This window comes from Pyramidobacter sp. C12-8 (genome assembly GCF_002007215.1).
In the GTDB taxonomy this organism is placed as follows: Bacteria; Synergistota; Synergistia; order Synergistales; family Dethiosulfovibrionaceae; genus Pyramidobacter.
Map to the genome: position 1 here is coordinate 35,760 of NZ_MUHX01000012.1, position 17,420 is coordinate 53,179.

Annotated in this window: 18 protein-coding genes; 12 read left to right on the plus strand and 6 right to left on the minus strand. The window is 59.4% G+C overall.

All coding sequences use genetic code 11. The features are described 5' to 3' along the window. Positions 1–4: 4 nt before the first annotated feature. Complete coding sequence (gene typA, locus B0D78_RS06265; protein ID WP_078016127.1) at positions 5–1,879, minus strand: translational GTPase TypA; 1,875 nt, start codon at positions 1,877–1,879, stop codon at positions 5–7. Between the two features lie 24 nt (positions 1,880–1,903). On the opposite strand from typA, the gene B0D78_RS13220 reads away from it, so the two are divergent. Further along, positions 1,904–2,224 carry a hypothetical protein gene (locus tag B0D78_RS13220; RefSeq protein WP_205948269.1) on the plus strand — a complete coding sequence of 107 codons (321 nt, stop codon included), beginning with the start codon at positions 1,904–1,906 and terminating at the stop codon, positions 2,222–2,224. On the opposite strand, the gene B0D78_RS06270 is transcribed toward B0D78_RS13220, so the two are convergent. The 3 genes from B0D78_RS06270 to B0D78_RS06280 form a co-directional block, all read right to left on the minus strand. Continuing rightward, complete coding sequence (locus B0D78_RS06270; RefSeq protein ID WP_205948270.1) at positions 2,221–2,802, minus strand: hypothetical protein; 582 nt, start codon at positions 2,800–2,802, stop codon at positions 2,221–2,223. The genes B0D78_RS13220 and B0D78_RS06270 overlap by 4 nt on opposite strands. Before the next feature lie 95 nt (positions 2,803–2,897). Further along, positions 2,898–4,415 carry a DUF1846 domain-containing protein gene (locus tag B0D78_RS06275; RefSeq protein ID WP_078016129.1) on the minus strand — a complete coding sequence of 506 codons (1,518 nt, stop codon included), beginning with the start codon at positions 4,413–4,415 and terminating at the stop codon, positions 2,898–2,900. An 8-nt stretch (positions 4,416–4,423) separates the two neighbouring features. Then, positions 4,424–4,915, minus strand: a complete 492-nt coding sequence (locus tag B0D78_RS06280; RefSeq protein ID WP_078016130.1) for a YchJ family protein — start codon at positions 4,913–4,915, stop codon at positions 4,424–4,426. 201 nt (positions 4,916–5,116) lie between these two features. On the opposite strand from B0D78_RS06280, the gene B0D78_RS06285 reads away from it, so the two are divergent. Next, positions 5,117–5,518, plus strand: coding sequence for a (deoxy)nucleoside triphosphate pyrophosphohydrolase (locus tag B0D78_RS06285; protein ID WP_240496128.1), 402 nt, complete (start codon positions 5,117–5,119; stop codon positions 5,516–5,518). Between the two features lie 56 nt (positions 5,519–5,574). Here the strand turns inward: B0D78_RS06285 and B0D78_RS06290 are convergent, their stop codons facing one another. After that, a complete protein-coding gene (locus tag B0D78_RS06290; RefSeq protein WP_078016132.1) occupies positions 5,575–6,861 on the minus strand; it encodes an amidohydrolase in 1,287 nt (428 codons plus the stop codon). Next, positions 6,858–8,075 (minus strand): M20 metallopeptidase family protein, encoded by a 1,218-nt coding sequence (locus B0D78_RS06295; RefSeq protein WP_078016133.1) that lies wholly within the window; start codon positions 8,073–8,075, stop codon positions 6,858–6,860. The genes B0D78_RS06290 and B0D78_RS06295 overlap by 4 nt, the downstream gene beginning before the upstream one ends. Before the next feature lie 112 nt (positions 8,076–8,187). On the opposite strand from B0D78_RS06295, the gene tmk reads away from it, so the two are divergent. The 10 genes from tmk (at position 8,188) to B0D78_RS06345 (ending at position 17,420) form a co-directional block, all read left to right on the plus strand. Next, the gene (tmk, locus tag B0D78_RS06300; protein WP_078016134.1) at positions 8,188–8,793 is read left to right on the plus strand and encodes a dTMP kinase; all 606 of its coding nucleotides are present in this window, start codon (positions 8,188–8,190) and stop codon (positions 8,791–8,793) included. A 122-nt stretch (positions 8,794–8,915) separates the two neighbouring features. After that, positions 8,916–9,605 carry a DNA polymerase III subunit delta' gene (locus tag B0D78_RS06305; RefSeq protein WP_240496130.1) on the plus strand — a complete coding sequence of 230 codons (690 nt, stop codon included), beginning with the start codon at positions 8,916–8,918 and terminating at the stop codon, positions 9,603–9,605. After that, entirely contained in the window at positions 9,535–10,995 is a 1,461-nt protein-coding gene (locus B0D78_RS13515; RefSeq protein ID WP_078016136.1) for a PSP1 domain-containing protein, read from the plus strand. Before B0D78_RS06305 ends, B0D78_RS13515 begins: the two co-directional genes overlap by 71 nt. A 3-nt stretch (positions 10,996–10,998) precedes the next feature. After that, the gene (gene ftsY, locus B0D78_RS06315) at positions 10,999–11,928 is read left to right on the plus strand and encodes a signal recognition particle-docking protein FtsY (RefSeq protein ID WP_078016137.1); all 930 of its coding nucleotides are present in this window, start codon (positions 10,999–11,001) and stop codon (positions 11,926–11,928) included. 21 nt (positions 11,929–11,949) lie between these two features. Beyond that, positions 11,950–13,242, plus strand: a complete 1,293-nt coding sequence (gene purB / locus B0D78_RS06320; RefSeq protein ID WP_078016138.1) for an adenylosuccinate lyase — start codon at positions 11,950–11,952, stop codon at positions 13,240–13,242. 33 nt (positions 13,243–13,275) lie between these two features. After that, entirely contained in the window at positions 13,276–14,283 is a 1,008-nt protein-coding gene (glpX, locus tag B0D78_RS06325) for a class II fructose-bisphosphatase (RefSeq protein ID WP_078016139.1), read from the plus strand. 278 nt (positions 14,284–14,561) lie between these two features. Then, complete coding sequence (locus tag B0D78_RS06330) at positions 14,562–15,380, plus strand: Nif3-like dinuclear metal center hexameric protein (protein ID WP_078016140.1); 819 nt, start codon at positions 14,562–14,564, stop codon at positions 15,378–15,380. Beyond that, positions 15,367–16,110 carry a segregation and condensation protein A gene (locus B0D78_RS06335; RefSeq protein ID WP_078016141.1) on the plus strand — a complete coding sequence of 248 codons (744 nt, stop codon included), beginning with the start codon at positions 15,367–15,369 and terminating at the stop codon, positions 16,108–16,110. The genes B0D78_RS06330 and B0D78_RS06335 overlap by 14 nt, the downstream gene beginning before the upstream one ends. Then, complete coding sequence (gene scpB, locus B0D78_RS06340) at positions 16,082–16,717, plus strand: SMC-Scp complex subunit ScpB (protein ID WP_078016142.1); 636 nt, start codon at positions 16,082–16,084, stop codon at positions 16,715–16,717. The genes B0D78_RS06335 and scpB overlap by 29 nt, the downstream gene beginning before the upstream one ends. Further along, complete coding sequence (locus tag B0D78_RS06345) at positions 16,704–17,420, plus strand: pseudouridine synthase (RefSeq protein ID WP_078016143.1); 717 nt, start codon at positions 16,704–16,706, stop codon at positions 17,418–17,420. The genes scpB and B0D78_RS06345 overlap by 14 nt, the downstream gene beginning before the upstream one ends.

Genomic DNA, 17,420 nt, shown 5'->3' on the forward strand with positions numbered 1-17,420 from the left:
CTTCCTAAGCTTCGTTTTTGATCTTTCCAGCCTTCTTGCGTTCGGTCATATCGAGAATCGTCTTGCGGATGCGCACTTCCTTGGGCGTAGCCTCCACGAGCTCATCGTCTGCGATCCACTCCAGCGCACGATCCAGAACGACTGTGCGGGGAACGTCGAGGTGGATCCCCATCTCCTTGGTCGACGAGCGGTAGTTCGTCTGGGCTTTTCTCTTGGTGGGGTTGCAGGGAATGTCGTTGGGGCGGGAATGTTCGCCGATCACTTCGCCGGCGTAGACTTCCGTGCCGGGACTGATGAAGAGCACGCCGCGCTCCTGAAGGTTCTCCAGCTGATAGCTCGTCGCGGTCCCCGTGTCCATGCTGACCATCGAGCCTCGGTTGCGGCTGACGACTTCGCCGCGCCACAGGTCGTAGCCGCGGAAACGCGAAGACATGATGCCGAGGCCGCGCGTGTCCGTCAGGAACGTGTTGCGGTACCCCAGCAGCCCGCGGGTGGGAATGTCGAATTCCATGCGGACGATGCCCGTGGAAAGATTGTTCATGCTGACCATTTCGGCCTTGCGCCCCGCCAGTTTCTCGATGACCACGCCCTGGTACGTTTCGGGGACGTCGACGATCAGCTGTTCGATCGGCTCGAGAAGATGCCCCGACTCGTCGGTCTTGGTGATGACTTCGGGGCGGGAAACGCAGAGTTCCGAGCCTTCGCGGATCATCTGTTCCACCAGAATGGCCATCTGCAGCTCGCCGCGTCCGGAAACCTTCAGGCCGTCGGGGCGCCCCAGATCTTCGACTCTCAGGGCGACGTTCGTCTGGCACTCGCGCTCGAGCCGTCCCTTGAGCTGGCGCAGCGTCAGCGGCGTGCCGTCGCGTCCGGCAAAGGGGCTGTTGTTGACGAGGAAGAACATGGAAACCGTCGGCTCCTCGATGTCGAGCGGGTGGAGCGTCTCGCCGTTCAGCGCTTCGGAGGCCATCGTATCGCCGATGCTGATCGACTTGGGACCGGAAAGCCAGACGATGTCGCCGGCGAAAACTTCGTCGACCTCCACGCGTTCAAGGCCGCGCGTGACCCAGAGGTGCACGGCTTTCTCCTGATTGGAGGAAACCGTCTCCCAGCCTTTTTTGCGGTCGTTTTCGTCGATCCATTTGGTGCGGCTGTGGACGAACGGGTCGTTCTTGTGCAGCGTCCCCGCGACGACGCGGCCGCAGGCGATCTGTCCGACATAATCGTTCCAGGCCAGCGTGCTGACCTGCATGAGAAATGGTTTGTCGGCGGTGGCGGGAGGCGGCGGAACCCTGTCGACGATGGTCTGAAACAAGGCATCCATCCCTTCATGGGCATCCTTTTCGAGATCGCGCACCAGCCACCCGGCCAGTCCCGAACCGTAAAGCACGGGAAAATCGGCCTGCTCGTCCGTAGCGCCGAGTTCGAGAAACAGATCGAAAGTCTTCTCGAGCGCTTGGTAAGGCGTCGCTGCGGGACGATCCACCTTGTTGATGATGACGATCGGTTTCAGCCCCATGGCCAGCGCGCGGGAAAGGACGTAACGCGTCTGAGGCATCGGCCCTTCGTTGGCGTCGACCAGAAGGAGAACGCTGTCGACCATCGAGAGGACGCGCTCTACCTCACCGGAAAAATCGGCGTGCCCGGGCGTGTCGATGATGTTGATCAGGTATCCGTTCCATTCGACGGTGCAATGTTTGGACGTGATCGTGATGCCGCGCTCGCGCTCGAGTTCGCCGCTGTCCATGACGCGCTCCGCGATCTGCGCGTTTTCACGGAACGTGTGAGCGCCGCGGAAAATGGAGTCGATCAGCGTGGTCTTGCCGTGGTCGATGTGAGCCACGATCGCCAAATTTCGGATTTTGTCTACTGAATACATGAGAATGCTCCTTACTTTGCCGGATTGCTGCCGCTGAAAGATGTCTTTCAAAAAAGAAATGATACAGCAGATCCCTCTAAAGTACAAGTTGGGGCTCCCGGCAAAAATCAAAGAGGAACGCAGATGTTGCTCTGCATCCCTCTGTCACTTGGCTTAGCGAAATTCGGTCATAATGTAGTAGAGCACGATAAGCAGGGAGAAACCGCAGACGAAGTCGAACGCCGCTTTTCCCGGACGGCCGGCGCGCCGAAAGGAAAAACCCAGCCAGAAAAATGCCAGGGCACAGAGACAAAGGATCAACGGCGCTATCGTAGAAGTGAACATGTGCATGGTCTCCTTTTCTAAAAGCCGGACGGAGAATGGGTGCCGCCGTTTTGAGGCGCGAGGAGTTCGTAGAGTTCGTTTCCCTCGTGGCGTGCCGGCGCGGCTTCGTTTTCATTCTCCGCGTGCTTTTTCTTTTTATCCAGTTTTATCGAGATCCCCAGGCCGACGCCGCCGTGAGAAGGGCGAATTCTCGCGCTCTCGGCCTCGATTCCCAAAAGGCCGAGCGGTGCCTGCACGGCATTCAAAGTCGCTTCGTCGATGTCCTTTATCGTCTTGCCGGCGTTATCGACAAGTTTTTGGATCCCCGGGGAAAACTTGATCCCGCTCTGCTGCTCCTTGTCCTCAAGAAGATCGTGGGACTTCTCTTCGCGCACGAATCCCGTCTCGACTTTGCCGTGGGCGTTGCCGACGCCCTTAAAGCGAGGAAGCTGCGCAGGCCCCGCGGAAGAGCGGCGATGGTTCTGATCCTCCGCTGCCGGCGCCGGGGCCTGCGGAACCGTTGTGGCCGTGACGCTGGCGTCTGGGACGGCGAACGCCGCGGAGAATGAAGAACAGACGAGAAAAAGTGCGCCGGCCGCAACAAAGGGTTTTCTTGCCATGAAAGCCAAAAGGATCACCTCCCGATACTCGAAAGCTCCTGTTCAGTGTCAGTCAATTTTAACATAAAGAAAAGCCGACGGCGCGTCGTCGGCTTTTACTCGTCGAAAAGACTTTTGCTCGAGAAAGACGGATCACTCGTGAGATTCATGCCCAGTTTGCGGAAACCGCTCTCGTCGCCCGGCGTCGGGATGTGCGAAAGGTGACATTCCCGGTTCCTCAGATGGCGCAGCTGTTCCACCGCGGCGGCGGCGGCGGGGTTGGAAGTGGCGCTGATGCTGAGGGCGAGCAAGGTTTCCTCGAGATCGAGGGCCAGCTTGTTTTCGCCGAAAATCTCTTTCTTGAAGTACGAAAGGGACTGGAGGATGTTGTGCGGCAGCAAGTCGATATCGTCGGGAATGTGAGCGAGGATCTTGGCTGCGTTCAGCACGGCGCTGGAAGAGGAATGGAGCAGCGGAGAATTCTTTCCCGTGACGATCGCGCCGTCGGCCAGTTCGATGGCCGCTCCGGTGAAGATGCCGCCGTCGCCTTTGCCGCGCGCCTGGCCTTCCTTGACGGCCTCCCGCGCCGGGATCACCACGCGGCGGTATTCGGGGAGAAGATCCAGCTCTTTCATGATCAGGCTGATGCGCTGCAGGCAATTTTTGTCCGCCTGGCCGAGCGCGACCTCGCAGGAAGTACGGAAATAGCGGCGAATGATCTCCTGACAGGAGGCTTCGCGCACGGCGCCGTCGTCGACGATCCCCCAGGCGATCCGGTTGACGCCCATATCCGTGGGGGATTTGTAGCCCGCGTCGCCGCCGGTGATACGGCAGAGGATCCGCTGGAGGATGGGGAAGGCTTCCAGATCGCGATTGTAGTTCACGGTCTTTCGGTCGTAGGCTTCGAGATGAAAATGGTCGATCAGATTGACGTCGCCGAGGTCGGCGGTCGCCGCCTCGTAGGCCAGATTCAGCGGATGCTTGAGCGGCAGGTTCCAGACGGGGAAGCTCTCGTATTTCGAATAGCCCGAATGGATGCCCCGTTTGTAATCGTGATAGATCTGTGAAAGGCACGTCGCCAGTTTGCCGCTGCCGGGGCCCGGCGCGGTGACGACGACAATCGGTTTGGTGGTGGGGATGTAGTCGTTGCGTCCGTACCCGTCTTCGCTGACGATGGTGTCCACGTCGGTGGGATAGCCTTTGGTGGCATAGTGCGTGTAAACGGCGATGCCGCGGTTCTCCAGACGCCGGCGGAAGTTCTGGACGGTCGGCTGGCCTTCGAAACGGGTGATCACCACGCCGGCCACGTGCAGGCCGCGCTGCGTGAATTCGTCGATCAGGCGGAGGACTTCGGAATCGTACGTGGTGCCGAAGTCGGCGCGGATCTTTTTGCGCTCGACGTCTCCCGAATAGAGGCAGATGATGACTTCCGCCTCGTCGCGAAAACTCTCCAGCAGGCGCATCTTCACGTTGGGATCGAAGCCGGGAAGGCAGCGCGCCGCGTGATAGTCGAAAATAAGCTTGCCGCCGAATTCAAGGTAGAGTTTTTGCCCGTTTTGCCTGACCCGTTCCGCGATGGCCGCGGTTTGCTCCTTCAGGTATTTTTCGTTGTCGAAGCCGATTTGAGAAGCCATGGAAAGACCTAACGGTTTTTGCCGCAGCAGAACTTGTATTTCTTTCCGCTTCCGCAGGGGCACGGGTCGTTCCGTCCCACTTTCGGGGCCGAACGGACGTACGTTTCGGGGACGATCTGACCGTCCACGAAGAACCAGTTCCCGTTGATCTTTTTGAAGTACGATTTCTCGTGGTGGTTTATTTTTTTGCCCTCAAGTTCGAAATGGGCCACGAATTCGACGACGCCGTCGTCATCGTCCGGACCGCCGCCGACCGTGCTGAGGATCTCGATGCCGAGCCAGCGCGCCGAACGGGACCATTCTTCGGTCGCTTCCTTGCTGACGTTCTCCCGTGTTTCCGGATCATGGCTGGAAATGATAAAATCGACGTCGCCGGTCGTGTAGGCCACGTAGCGGGCCTTCATCAATTCTACGGCAGTTTTGGCGCGGCGACTGCCTTTGATAATGGGTCGGCAGCATTCTTCCAATTCACGGTGTGAACCACAAGGACAAAGGGACATGATGGAACTCCTTTCGGGAAATGCAAAAGATTGGCCGGAGGAGGCAAAAGTCTGCTCCGGCTGAACATTGTCTCATTATAGCACTTCTTCAGCGAAAGACGTGAGCGGCGAACTCGACCGCACAAAAGCGGCCGGGCGGCCTTGCGCGATTCGGGAGGACTGTTACAATGAAAATGACGATAGAAAATCCACCGTGCGAAAGTGAGGAATGATGCCATGATCGACGTGGCGGCTGCCATCATCTGCGGCGATAAAGGGAAAATTTTGATCTGCCAGCGGCAAGGCGGCGGGAACTGCGCCGATCGCTGGGAGTTTCCCGGCGGCAAGCGCGAGCCCGGAGAATCCATGGAAGAATGTCTGATCCGCGAATGCCGCGAAGAGCTGGGCGTCTGCCTCAAGCTGGAGGGGCTTTATGCCGATCTGAGCTATGCTTATCCGGATGGGACGATCCATTTCAATTTTTTCAAGGCCCGGATTCAGAGCGGAACGGCGACGCTGAACGTGCATCGGGAGATGCGATGGGTCGCGCCGGCGCGTCTGTTGGATTTCGACTTCTGTCCGGCCGACGAAGGGATCGTTCGTCGGCTGGCGGCGGGACGATAGCATGATGAAAGCGGGGAATTTGCGGCGAAGCAGATTCCCCGCTTTCTGTCGTTTCTTTATTTTCCGGAGAGACGCCTGATAGCGCCGCAGAGGACGTCGCAGCCGATGGGCAGGCAGGCCTCGTCGAAGTCGAAATGGTCGTTGTGGTGTCCCGCAGCGATGGTCGCCCCCAAACCGACGTACGTGGCTTTGCCGCCGCGATCCTGCACGCGCTTCATCATCCAGCAGGCGTCGTCGCTTCCCGACATCAGCTGTTTGGGGAATACTTTCGTGACGCCCTTGACCTCGCGGGCCGCGTCGCAGATGACATCGACGATCTCCCGATCGCTGTCGGCGGTGTTCGCCTCGCCGCGTTTGAAGATCTCCGCCGTGCAGTCGTACATGGCGGCGGCCCCCTGAATGACTTGAACAGCGCGCTCGTACACATATTTGAGAATGTCGTCGGTCGCGCCTCGCGTCTCGATCTTCATGGACGCCTTGGGAGGCACGACGTTGCGCCCTTCGCCGGCCTGAAGCACGCCGACGTTGATGCGCGTCGGCCCGTCGCGATGCGGGGCGATGGCGTGGAGGTTCAGCGCGGCCGAGGCGGCCGCCAGCAGCGCGTTTTTCCCCTGATTGGGTTCGCCGCCGGCGTGGGCCCCCTTGCCGGTGAAATCGACGTCGATTTTCGTAGTGCAGAGGAAACCATAGGTGCCGCCGTAGACCGTTCCTGTCGGCACGCCGAGGCCGAGGTGGAGCGCGATGAACCAGTCCGCGTCGTCCAGCAGGCCGGCCTGCGTCATCGCGTAGCCGCCGCGCACGCCCTCTTCCGCCGGCTGAAAGAGAAAACGGATCTTGCCTTTGAGGGAGTCTTTGTGTTCGGAGACGTATTCGGCCACCGCCAGGCCGATCGCGGTGTGCCCGTCGTGACCGCAGGCGTGCATCCAGCCCTTGTTGACGGAGCGGAAACCTTCCCTGGCGGGAAGGTGCCCTTCGTCCGCGGCTTCGTCGGTATCCACGCAATCGATGTCGAAGCGCATGGCGACGACGGGGCCGTCGCGTCCCGTGTCTAGCTCGGCGCAGAGGCCGGTGATGCCGCCCGTTTTTTTCACCCATGCGGGGTCGGCCCCCTGATCGACGGCGCGCCGCATCTGCGCTTCGACGTCGATCACCCGTCCCATGATCGTTTCCGGTCTCATGAAGTCCCCTCCGAATCTCAAGGTATAGCCGAGCCGATCCATGATTTCGGCGACTTTGGCCGTGGTGCGGAACTCCGTCCAGCCGGTCTCGGGATAGCGGTGAAAATCGCGGCGGCGTTCGATCATTTTCTGAATGCGATCGTTTTCGGTTAGCGTGCACGTCATTTTTTGAGTCCTTTCAGGTCGGAGTCGAGAAGTTTCAGCGCCATTGAAGCGAGGTACTGAATTCCATAGGGGAAACAGGCGGGGTCGGGAAGGAAACGGTCGTTGTGGAGCGCCGGCATGTCTTCGGGCTTGACGCCGTCAGGGCGGCAGCCGAGCCAGGCGAAAGCGGCCGGAACTTTCAGCGTATAAAACGAAAAATCCTCGCCCGTCGGCGGCACGGGAAGATCGGGCAGCACGCCCTTTTCTCCCAGCACGTCGCGGATCACTTCCCGGCCGATGCTCACGAGCCGTTCGTGGTTCATCGTCGCCGGGAATCCCCTCTGATAATCGATCTCGGCCGTGCAGCCGTACGCGGCGGCCGTGTTGGAGATCGCCCGCTCGATCCACTGCGGCAGCTTTTTGTGATCCGCCTCGTCGAAGCTGCGCACCGTGCCGTCGAGGTCGACGCGGTCGGGGACGATATTGTAGCGGTCGCCGCCTTTGATGGTGCCGATGGTGATGACCGCGGTATTGCGGGGACACAGGTTTCGTGAAATAATAGGCTGAAGCGCCATGACGACGGCCGAGGCCGCCACGATGGCGTCAACGCCCAGGTCGGGCATCGACCCGTGACTGGCGACGCCATGGATCGTGGCGCGAAGATGATCGGAAGAGGCGGACACCGCGCCGGCCTGCAAGCCGATCGTCCCCGTCGCCAGCGTCGGCCAGACGTGAAGGCCGATGATCGCGTCGACATCGGGATTTTCAAGAACGCCGTCGCGGATCATCCCCGGCGCGCCGCCTGTCGGCGTCATCTCCTCCGAGGGCTGGAAGACGAACTTCAGCGAACCGGCGATCTGCGATTTCATCTCGCAGAGCACGTGGACGGTCCCCAACAGGATCGCCGTGTGGGCGTCGTGTCCGCAGGCGTGCATCACGCCGGGAGTTTGCGAGGCGAAGGGACAGTTCGTATTCTCTTGGATGCTCAGCGCGTCCATGTCGGCGCGGAGCGCGATGCACGGCCCCGGCCGTGCGCCCTTTAAAAGCGCGACGACGCCGTGACCGCCGACGTTCGGACGAATTTCGTCCAGCGGCAGGCTCTTCAAAATGTCGTACACGAAAGCCGCGGTTTTCTCTTCGTGGTAACTGAGCTCCGGATGAGCGTGGAGATGGCGGTAAAACGTCATGCAGCTTTCGCGGTATTTCTTTTCGAGTTCTCTGACGAGCTGGTTCACCGTGGATCGCCTCCCAATGGATTGATTCGTGTAAAATATTCGCAGCTTATAGTATAACTTTAGAAGCGCACGTATTCCAGTAAAAATTTCATTCTGGTGGAGTGAGGCATAAATGTTTATCACGATAGAAGGGATCGACGGCTCCGGCAAGTCGACACAGGCCAGGCGCCTCGCGGTGCGTTTGAGGCGCGAGGGCAAAAAAGTGACGGAGACGCATGAACCGGGAGACTGGCCCCACGGGGATATTCTGCGCGCTCTTCTGCTGAACGGGCGGCTCCGGCACCCGATGACCGAGATCATGCTTTTTGTGGCCGACCGGTGCGAACACGTCGCGCAGGTCATTCAACCCGCTCTGGATCAAGGGAAATGGGTCGTCTGTGACCGCTATAACGACTCCACCCGGGCCTATCAGTGCTGGGGGCGCGGACTGAAAGAAGACATTCTGGAGAGCCTGATAAAGTGGTGCGGGATTCCTGAGCCCGACCTGACGGTCTGGCTTGATCTCCCGGTGGAAGAAGCGAGGAAGAGGATGGCCGGCCGCGGCGGAAGCGATAGGATCGAAGGCGAAGACTTGAAATTCCATCAGACCGTCGCCTGCGGATTCAAGGAATTGGCCGAAAGGAACGGCTCGAGATTTTTCAGAGTCGACGCCCGGGCGGACGAGGACGAGATTGAGGAGACGATTTTCTCCGAATTGAAAAGGCGTTGCGTCAGATGAGTCAGAGCGAAATCTTTTGGCAGAACGACGTTCATTGGCGTGATTTGCTGAAATTTATCGCTCGGGGATCGATCCCCGGTTCGATCGGCATTGAGATCCGTCTGCCCTGGCAGCGGGAGGTCATGCTTTCGCTGGCTCGCCGCATCCTGTGCGAATCGGGTTCCGCCTGCGGCCAGTGCCCATCGTGCCGGGCCTGGGTTGACATGGAACATCCCGACCTGTTGGTGGCCGGAGAACCAGATGTGCCCGCGCCCGTCGACGAATGCCGCGCGAAAAGCGCCGACCTGTCGCTTTCGCCTGTCGTCGCGCCGGTGCGGCTTCTGGTGTTTTACGCTCCCGAAAAGATGAGCCCGGGAGCCGTGAACAGTCTGCTCAAGATTACCGAAGAACCGCCGTCCAAGGGACATCTTCTGTATATGATGGATCGCGGCACCATCCTTTCTACTTTGCGAAGTCGTCTGTGGATGTTATCATTCTCCGTGGAAGAAAAAATCGCACCTCTGACGCCTCCGGCTTCCCAGTCCGAATGGCTGCGCTGGCTGAAAGAAAACGAGAAAAACGACGGACAGAAATGGTACGCCATGGCGCATGGCTATGCGTCGTGGCTCTGCAAAAACGGAGAGTTGACGCGTGCCGGGGCGTTGCGTCAGCTTGCCGAGACGGCGCTCGCCACCCACTTGTCCGCAGCGATGTGGACAGACCTTTTGTTTCTTCTTTTGAGAGAGGAGTATCCCTTTGAGCATGTATTTGACGATTTTCGGCAAACCGCGTTACCTGGGGCTGATCGTTGCCGAAAACAGCATTCGTTTTGAAAAAGGCGAGCAGCTGCTCGTAGAAAGTTCTCGGGGGACGGAGATCGCCGTCGTCGCCGGGGAGATCACGGAACGCCAGGAAGCCCTTTACCGGGCCATAGACAATCGTCAGGAGGGACAGTCGGGCAGCGATTCCGGGCTCCAGAACGTGACCTTCCTGCATAGGGCCGAGACGGAAGATCTGGAGAAAGAAAAGAACAACCGCGACGAAGAAGAGCGCGTCCTTGTCTCCGCCAGACAGGTATTGAGCCGTCATGATCTTGACATGAAACTGGTCGACGTGGAATACATGAACGACCGCAAAAAACTGTTCCTGTATTTCACTTCCGAGCAGCGCGTCGATTTTCGCGCTTACGTTCGGGATCTGGCCCGCGAATTCCGTACGCGCATCGAGCTGCGGCAGATCGGCGTCAGAGACGAATCCAAGGTCGTCAAGGGCATCGGTGCCTGCGGCCGTGTCTGCTGCTGCAGCTACTGGCTTCATCGTTTTATGCCGATCGGCATCAAAATGGTCAAGGAGCAGAATCTGGCTCTCAATCCGACCAAGATCTCCGGGCTGTGCGGACGGCTTATGTGCTGCATGAGCTTTGAACAGAACACGTATCATGAATTGTGGAAGAGTCTGCCGTCTCACGGAGCCAAGATCAGGACGGAACAGGGAACGTGGATCTTGACGGGCGTCGATCTGGCGACGCGGACCTGCAGCATTCATGGTCCTGAAGGAAACGTCAGCATCCCCGTGACGATGTATCAACAGTTCAAGGAAACGCTGCTCGCCGGCAAACCGTGGAGCAACGAAGAGCACGGCCTTGACGAGAGAGGGCAAGCGCTGATGGCGTTTGAGGGAGGCGCTCCGATCGTCGGTGAGGAGCGCGGCTGTTCGGGATGTGAGAGTTGTCCTCAGTACAGCGGAACAAAAAAAATATCAGACGATCGCGACGAAACGCGGGTGACGGTTGTAAACGTTTCCGACGTAACGGCGGGCAATGGGAAAGGCACTGCGGAATATACAGAAGAAGGGCGCCGCCGGCATCGCAGGAAGAACACCCGCGTTTTTGCGACAGAGGGCAAGACAGATCCCAGGAGCAAAGAGGAGCCAGTTTGGGAGCAGAAGAAAGCGGGACAGAAAAATATTCTCCGAGGGGGCAAGGCAAAACCTCCCTCAAGATCGTCCGGTTCTAAAGATCAGAAGCGCAGAGATGAGCGGAGAACTGACGGACAGCAGCCCCAGACCGCGGGAAGCATGGGGGGCGGAGTGCCGGCAGAGGCGCGCCGCTCAGGAGCGTGGGCGCGCCGTTCCTCGACTCACGGGGCCCATCGCCCGGGCAACAGGAAAAGATCTGTCTCCGAGCCACCTTCGCGGGCAGATTCTGAGGAGGAAAAAAGCTAGCCCATGTCCTTTTTCGGCAAGTTGAAAGAGAAACTCGGCGGCGTTCGCTGTCGCTGGAGCGCCAACATCATGCGGCTCTTCGGCGGCGCGATCGACGAAGACTTTTGGATGGATCTCGAAGATGTGCTGATCGCGGGTGATGTGGGGCTGGAGACGACGGAAACGCTCCTTGACGAAATGCGAGCGTATCATGCACGATGCCGCTGTGAGGGAAGAGAGCTGCTCCGACATTTCAAAAGCGAACTGATAAAACGCCTCGACGGGATCCCGCGCATGGGCGCGCCGCTGCAAAGCGGCGAAAACGGCCTCTCGGTGATCTTGATGGTCGGGGTGAACGGCAGCGGAAAAACGACCACGACGGGAAAATTGGCGTGGCTTTATAAAGAATCGGGCAAGAAAGTCATTGTCGCCGCCGCGGACACCTTTCGGGCCGCAGCGATAGAGCAGCTGCAGGTCTGGGGCGAAAAAAGCGGGATCCGCGTGATCGCGCAGAAGCAGGGCAGCGATTCGGCCGCGGTCGTGTTCGACGCGATCACGGCGGCGCGGTCGTCCAAGGCAGATGTTTTGATCGTGGATACCGCGGGAAGACTCCAGTCCAAGCACAACCTCATGGAAGAACTGGGAAAAATCTATCGGGTGATCGAACGTGAAGTCGGAAAAGAGCACGTGGAAAGCATTCTTGTGCTCGACTCGGTCATCGGCCAGAACGCTTTCCGGCAGGCGGAAGTCTTCAACGAGGCCGCACGGCTGACCGGCGTCGTCCTCGCCAAGTACGACAACACGGCCAAAGGCGGGATCGTCCTCTCGATCGCCGACAAACTGCGTTTGCCCATTCGTTACATCGGTCTTGGCGAAGCGCCGGAAGACCTGAAACTCTTCGACGCTGAAGAATTTGTGGAAGCCCTTTTCGGAGAAGCGACTCCGGAAAATTAACTCATTGGAGGCTCGTATAGCATGATCCCACGGTATGAGACGAAAGAAATGAAAGAGATCTGGTCTCTCGAGAATCAGTATCGCAGCTGGGAAGTCGTCGAACTGGCCGTTTGCCACGCCTGGGCGAAAGACGGCGTCATCCCGGCCGAAGCGATGAAGAAAATCGACGAGCGCAGCGGTTTCGACGCCGACGAGATCCTGAAGATCGAGGCCGAAGTTCAGCACGACATGATCGCCTTTGACACGAACATGGCCGACCATGTGGGGCCGGAAGGCCGTTACATCCATCTCGGCCTGACCAGCAGCGACGTGGAGGACACGGCGAGCGCCCTTCGCCTGCGGCAGTCGCTGGACGTCGTGATGCGCGAGCTCGACGTTTTCATGAAGGACGTGCTCGAACAGGCGGAAAAGTATAAATACACGCCTTCCGTCGGGCGCAGCCACGGCGTTCACGCCGAGCCGATCACGTTCGGCCTGAAGATACTGAACTGGTATTCGGAACTGCTGCGGGACCGCAAACGTCTGGAAAGTGCCAAAGAGGAAATCTCCTGCGGAAAGATTTCCGGCGCCGTCGGCACCTACGCCCATTGCCCGCCTCATATCGAAGCTGCCGTCTGCGCCGAACTGGGGCTGAAACCGGATCTCGTTTCGACGCAGATCATTCAGAGAGACCGGCACGCCGTCGTCATGTTCGCTCTGGCCAGCCTCGGCGCCGCGATGGAACGGATCGCCACCGAGATCCGCCACCTGCAGCGCACGGAAGTGCGCGAGGCGCTCGAGCCGTTCGGCAAGAAACAAAAAGGTTCGTCGGCGATGCCTCACAAGCGCAATCCCATCCAGTGCGAGAAAATCTGCGGTATGGCGCGCATGCTGCGCTCCTTCACGATCGTGGCGCAGGAAAACGTTGCCCTCTGGCACGAACGCGACATCAGCCACTCCAGCACCGAACGGCTCATCTGGCCCGACGCTTTTCATCTGGCCCACTACATGCTGAAAACGCTTGGGCGCGTCGTCCGCGGTCTTGACGTTTCGCCGCAGCGCCTGCAGGAGAACCTCGAGCTGACCGGCGGGCTGGTGTACAGTCAAAGAGTTCTTCTTCAGCTGGTGGAAAAGTACCGCATGCGCCGCGAAGACGCGTATCTGGCCGTGCAGCGCAACGCCATGAAGACATGGAACGGCGAAGGTCATTTCCTCGACCTGCTGGCTGGCGACGAACTGATCAAGGGGAAAATCGACCGAACGGAATTGGCGCAGCTTTTTACGAACGATTATTACTTCCGTTTTGTCGACGAGATTTTTGCTCGTTTTGAGTAGATCCAACGATATCCTTTGAGGGAGGGGTCCGTAGTGAAAAGTCTGTTTGGCACCACGCGTCTGCCCGATCGAAATTTAGCGCTTGAGTTTTGCCGCGGCACGGAGGCCGCCGCCATGTCGGCCGGGCGCCTGATGGGACGCGGCGACAAAAACGCCGCCGACGGCGCCGCCGTCAACGCGATGCGTTACATGCTCAACACCGTGGACATGGACGGCATCGTGGTGATCGGAGAAGGAGAAAAAGACGAAGCGCCGATGCTGTTCAACGGCGAACACCTTGGCACCGGCAAGAACGCCGAAGTGGACATCGCGGTGGATCCCATCGACGGAACGCGTTTGACGGCCCTCGGCATCAGCGGCGCGATCAGCGTCGTCGCCGGCGCGCCGCGCGGCACGATGTTCAATCCTAAGACGGTTTTTTACATGAACAAACTGGTCGTTGGCCCTGAAGCGAAAGACGTCATCGACATCGAAGCTCCGGTGGCGGAAAATATCCGCCGCGTCGCGGAAGCCCGCAAAAAGGCCACGGGCGATATCACGGTGGTCGTGCTGGACCGTCCCCGCCATGAAAAACTCATTGGAGAGATCCGCGCGGCCGGCGCCCGCATCAAGCTCATCACCGACGGCGATATCGCCGGCGCGCTGCTGACCTGTAAATTGGAGCGCGGCGCCGACATGCTCATGGGTATCGGCGGCACCCCCGAGGCCGTCATCACGGCCTGCGCCATCAAGGCCATGGGCGGCAACATGCAGGGCAAACTTTGGGCGCGCAGCGACGAAGAGCGTCAGAAGGCGCTCGATGCCGGAATGGACTTCAATAAAGTACTGACGATCGACGACCTGGTTCGCAGCGACGACGTGTTCTTTGCCGCCACCGGCATCACGGACGGCGACTTTTTGAAGGGCGTCCGTTACGAGGGCGAACGGATCTACACGAGTTCCCTCGTGATGCGCGCCAAAAGCGGAACGGTCCGTTACATCGATGCGGTGCACAGTCTCTATAAGCTTGATAAAATTGCCGGAATTGATTACAAAGCATGATCGTTTTTCTTGAAATAGCGGACACGGATAAGGTCTTCTCCTTGATGGGGAAGACCTTATCCGTGTCCGGCGTGTCTTCGGGGCTTAAAAGCTTAACTTAAAAAGAGGAACGAACCTTCGCCTTTTTCGCGGGAACGAGTATGAAAAATTTGTTCTTCATGCGTCGTGGTATAATCATGGAAATTGTTCTTAAAAAGGGACTGAAATTGATTCTGTGTGTTCTCTGGCGGCGGAGTGTGCTCCGGCGCCTTGAAGTCTTGCTGAAGAGAGTGGTGTGAATGAGCGCGTTGAAAGTGCGGGAACTGATCCCGCTGATCGATGATCTCGCTCCTTTCGAACTTGCGGAAAGCTGGGATCGTTGCGGCCTGCGACTCGGCAGATACGACGCGCTTGTCGCCAGGATCGCCGTGGCGCTGGATCCTTCCGCAGAGGCCGTTAGAGAGGCGGCGCGGCGTGGCTGCGAGCTTTTAATCACTCATCATCCGCTGCTGTTCGCGCCGCAGGAAGATATGATCTGCGATCGCTGCGACCCGAAGACCGTCGAGGCGGCGTTTCAAAGCGGCGTCTGTCTCATCGCCTGCCATACGAATTTCGACAGCGCCCGCGGCGGCGTGAACGAGAAACTGGCGCAGCTGGCCGGACTTGGAGACGCAAGGCCGCTCGAGCCTCCGGCGACGGAGCGCGGTTTTGGCATGGGAGCGGTCGGTTCCGTCCGCTCCGCCCCGGCCGGGGAGATTGCCTGCGAAATTGCGCGGAAATGGGATCTCTCCGGCTATCGCCTCTATGACGGCGGCTCGGCGGTGGATCGCGTCGCTTTGTGCGGCGGCTCGGGCGGCGAGCTTTGGAAGAATCTGGGGCGGACCGGTTCCGTGCTTTATGCGACGGCCGACCTTCGTTATCATGAGTGCCTGGAAGCCGTCGACGCCGGTCTGAGCGTGATGCTTTGCGACCATGGCGAGATGGAGAATCCGCCGCTGTCGTATTTTTCGAAAGCTTTGGCGCAGAAGACGGGCCTGCCGGTTTATTTCCTCGATCTGATCGGGGGCAAGCGCCGCCGGGAACGCTGGTGCAGCGTCGAACGCCATGTTTCAGCTTGAAATCGAGGGGTTCTCCGGCCCGCTCGATCTGCTCTGCCATATGATTGATCAGGGCCAGATCGAGGCTGCGCGGATCAGCGTCGCCGAGGTCATCTCCATATACGGCGCCTATCTGGCCCGAAGCGGCGGGCTGCCGATCGCTTCGGTGGCCGAATTCATAGCGCAGGCGGCGCATTTGGTGCGGCAGAAGGCTTCGTCTTTGCTGCCCCGATATGAAGTCCATGAAGACGACGGTGAAGTAACCGTATTGGACGATGCCGAAAATGTCGAAAGCCTGTTGGAGCGTTATCGTCCTTACCGCGAGGCGGTCTCGCGGCTGATCGATCTGAAGGAAAAAGCCGACCGGCGCCGTTTCCGCAAAGGGGAAGCGCTCGATCCGTTTTTCGATCTCGGCGATCTTTATTCGCTCTCTCTGCAGTGGCTCGAACTGCTCGACCGTCGTCGGAGCGCGAGTCTCGAACTGCCCGACGAAGACGACTGGGACGACGACGGAGTGCCGGCGCAGATCCCCGACGAAGTGCAGGTGGAAAACCGCATGGAACGCGTGCTCGAGCGTCTGACCGCTTTTTCGGAGGGGTTGTCCCTGCGTTCCCTGCTGAAGGAAGAGCCGGGACGCGGCGCGCTGGTGGTAACGCTGCTGGCGCTGCTGGAACTGTCGCGGAGGAACTTTGTGACGCTGGTGCAGAAGGAGCTGTTTGGCGATGTCTTTATCACGGCAAGAAGAGCCTGAAAATCTTCTGATCCGGCAGATCGAGGCGATCCTCTTCGTCGCGGCCGACGGCGCTTCCGTGCCGGAAATTTCGCTGGCGACGGGCCAGCCGGCGGCCTCGGTCCGCAAGGTGCTGGCTCGGTTGAGCGAAAGTTACGCCCTTTCGCACGGCCTGGAGATCGTCGAACTCGGCGGGAAGTGGTTCATGACGACCGCCAGCGATCTGAGCGAGACCATGGACAAATTTCACGCCGCCGACGAGAGCGAACGCGTCAGACTGACGCGGGCGTCTCTCGAGACGCTGGCGGTGATTGCCTACAGCCAGCCGGTGACCCGTTCCGAGATCGAGGCGATCCGCGGCGTGCGCTGCGATCGCGTCATCGACACGCTGCTTGGCTACGGACTGGCGCGCATTGCCGGACGGCGCAAAAGCACCGGTTCGCCTCTTCTGTACCGCACGACGACGAAATTCCTGGAGATCTTCGGGCTGGGTGCCATCTCCGATCTGCCGACGATCGACGAACTCGAGGAGCTGAAGCGGCACCGTCCGGAACCGGAAGATCCTTCCGCGGAACTGGCAACGGTTCCGGAAACGGGAATCGAGGCCGCCGAAGATGAGACTGAATAAATATCTGGCCCTCTGCGGAGTCGGTTCGAGACGCAAGGTCGAAGAGTTTATCTTCGCCGGCCGCGTCGTTTGCGGAGGTTATCAGGTCACCGCGCCGGGCTACGACGTTCCCGACGGAGAGATCGTCACGGTCGACGACGTGGAGGTCCGTCCGGAGAGAAAAATCTACATGGTCCTCCATAAGCCGCGCGGATATATCTGCGCGGTGAGCGACCGCAGTTATCCCGTGATCCTCGATCTGCTGCCGCGCGAATACGACTATTACCGCCTGTTCCCGGTAGGGCGCCTGGATCTGCAGAGCGAGGGGCTTTTGATGCTGACGAACGACGGGGATTTCTCGCAGGAGATGATCCACCCCCGCGCGGGGATCACGAAAGAATACGAGGTCCTGCTCGACCGCGTGCCGAACGAACGGGAAATGCGGCGGCTTCGGGAAGGAACGATTTTCGCGGGGAAAAGGCTTCATCCCGTCGGCGTCGATTTTTTACGACGGGAGCCGGAAGGGCGGTGGCTGCGCTTCGTCCTGAACGAAGGCGTCAAGCGCGAGATCCGTCTCATCGCCGAGAGCGCCGGGCTGAAAGTGCAGGTGCTGTTCCGCCGCAGGATCGGCCGTATGGAACTGCGACATTTGAAAAGCGGCTGTGCCCGTGAGTACAGCGCAGATCAGCTGCGCCGCATGATCCGGCACGGCGGCATCGTATAG

Bases quoted from the DNA above. Each gene is read 5' to 3' on its own strand.
- typA (WP_078016127.1), bottom strand. From the start codon at position 1,879: ATGTATTCAGTAGACAAAATCCGAAATTTGGCGATCGTGGCTCACATC.
- B0D78_RS06270 (WP_205948270.1), bottom strand. From the start codon at position 2,802: ATGGCAAGAAAACCCTTTGTTGCGGCCGGCGCACTTTTTCTCGTCTGT.
- B0D78_RS06275 (WP_078016129.1), bottom strand. From the start codon at position 4,415: ATGGCTTCTCAAATCGGCTTCGACAACGAAAAATACCTGAAGGAGCAA.
- B0D78_RS06280 (WP_078016130.1), bottom strand. From the start codon at position 4,915: ATGTCCCTTTGTCCTTGTGGTTCACACCGTGAATTGGAAGAATGCTGC.
- B0D78_RS06290 (WP_078016132.1), bottom strand. From the start codon at position 6,861: ATGACGTGCACGCTAACCGAAAACGATCGCATTCAGAAAATGATCGAA.
- tmk (WP_078016134.1), top strand. From the start codon at position 8,188: ATGTTTATCACGATAGAAGGGATCGACGGCTCCGGCAAGTCGACACAG.
- B0D78_RS06305 (WP_240496130.1), top strand. From the start codon at position 8,916: ATGCTTTCGCTGGCTCGCCGCATCCTGTGCGAATCGGGTTCCGCCTGC.
- B0D78_RS13515 (WP_078016136.1), top strand. From the start codon at position 9,535: ATGTATTTGACGATTTTCGGCAAACCGCGTTACCTGGGGCTGATCGTT.
- ftsY (WP_078016137.1), top strand. From the start codon at position 10,999: ATGTCCTTTTTCGGCAAGTTGAAAGAGAAACTCGGCGGCGTTCGCTGT.
- purB (WP_078016138.1), top strand. From the start codon at position 11,950: ATGATCCCACGGTATGAGACGAAAGAAATGAAAGAGATCTGGTCTCTC.
- B0D78_RS06330 (WP_078016140.1), top strand. From the start codon at position 14,562: ATGAGCGCGTTGAAAGTGCGGGAACTGATCCCGCTGATCGATGATCTC.
- B0D78_RS06335 (WP_078016141.1), top strand. From the start codon at position 15,367: ATGTTTCAGCTTGAAATCGAGGGGTTCTCCGGCCCGCTCGATCTGCTC.
- scpB (WP_078016142.1), top strand. From the start codon at position 16,082: ATGTCTTTATCACGGCAAGAAGAGCCTGAAAATCTTCTGATCCGGCAG.
- B0D78_RS06345 (WP_078016143.1), top strand. From the start codon at position 16,704: ATGAGACTGAATAAATATCTGGCCCTCTGCGGAGTCGGTTCGAGACGC.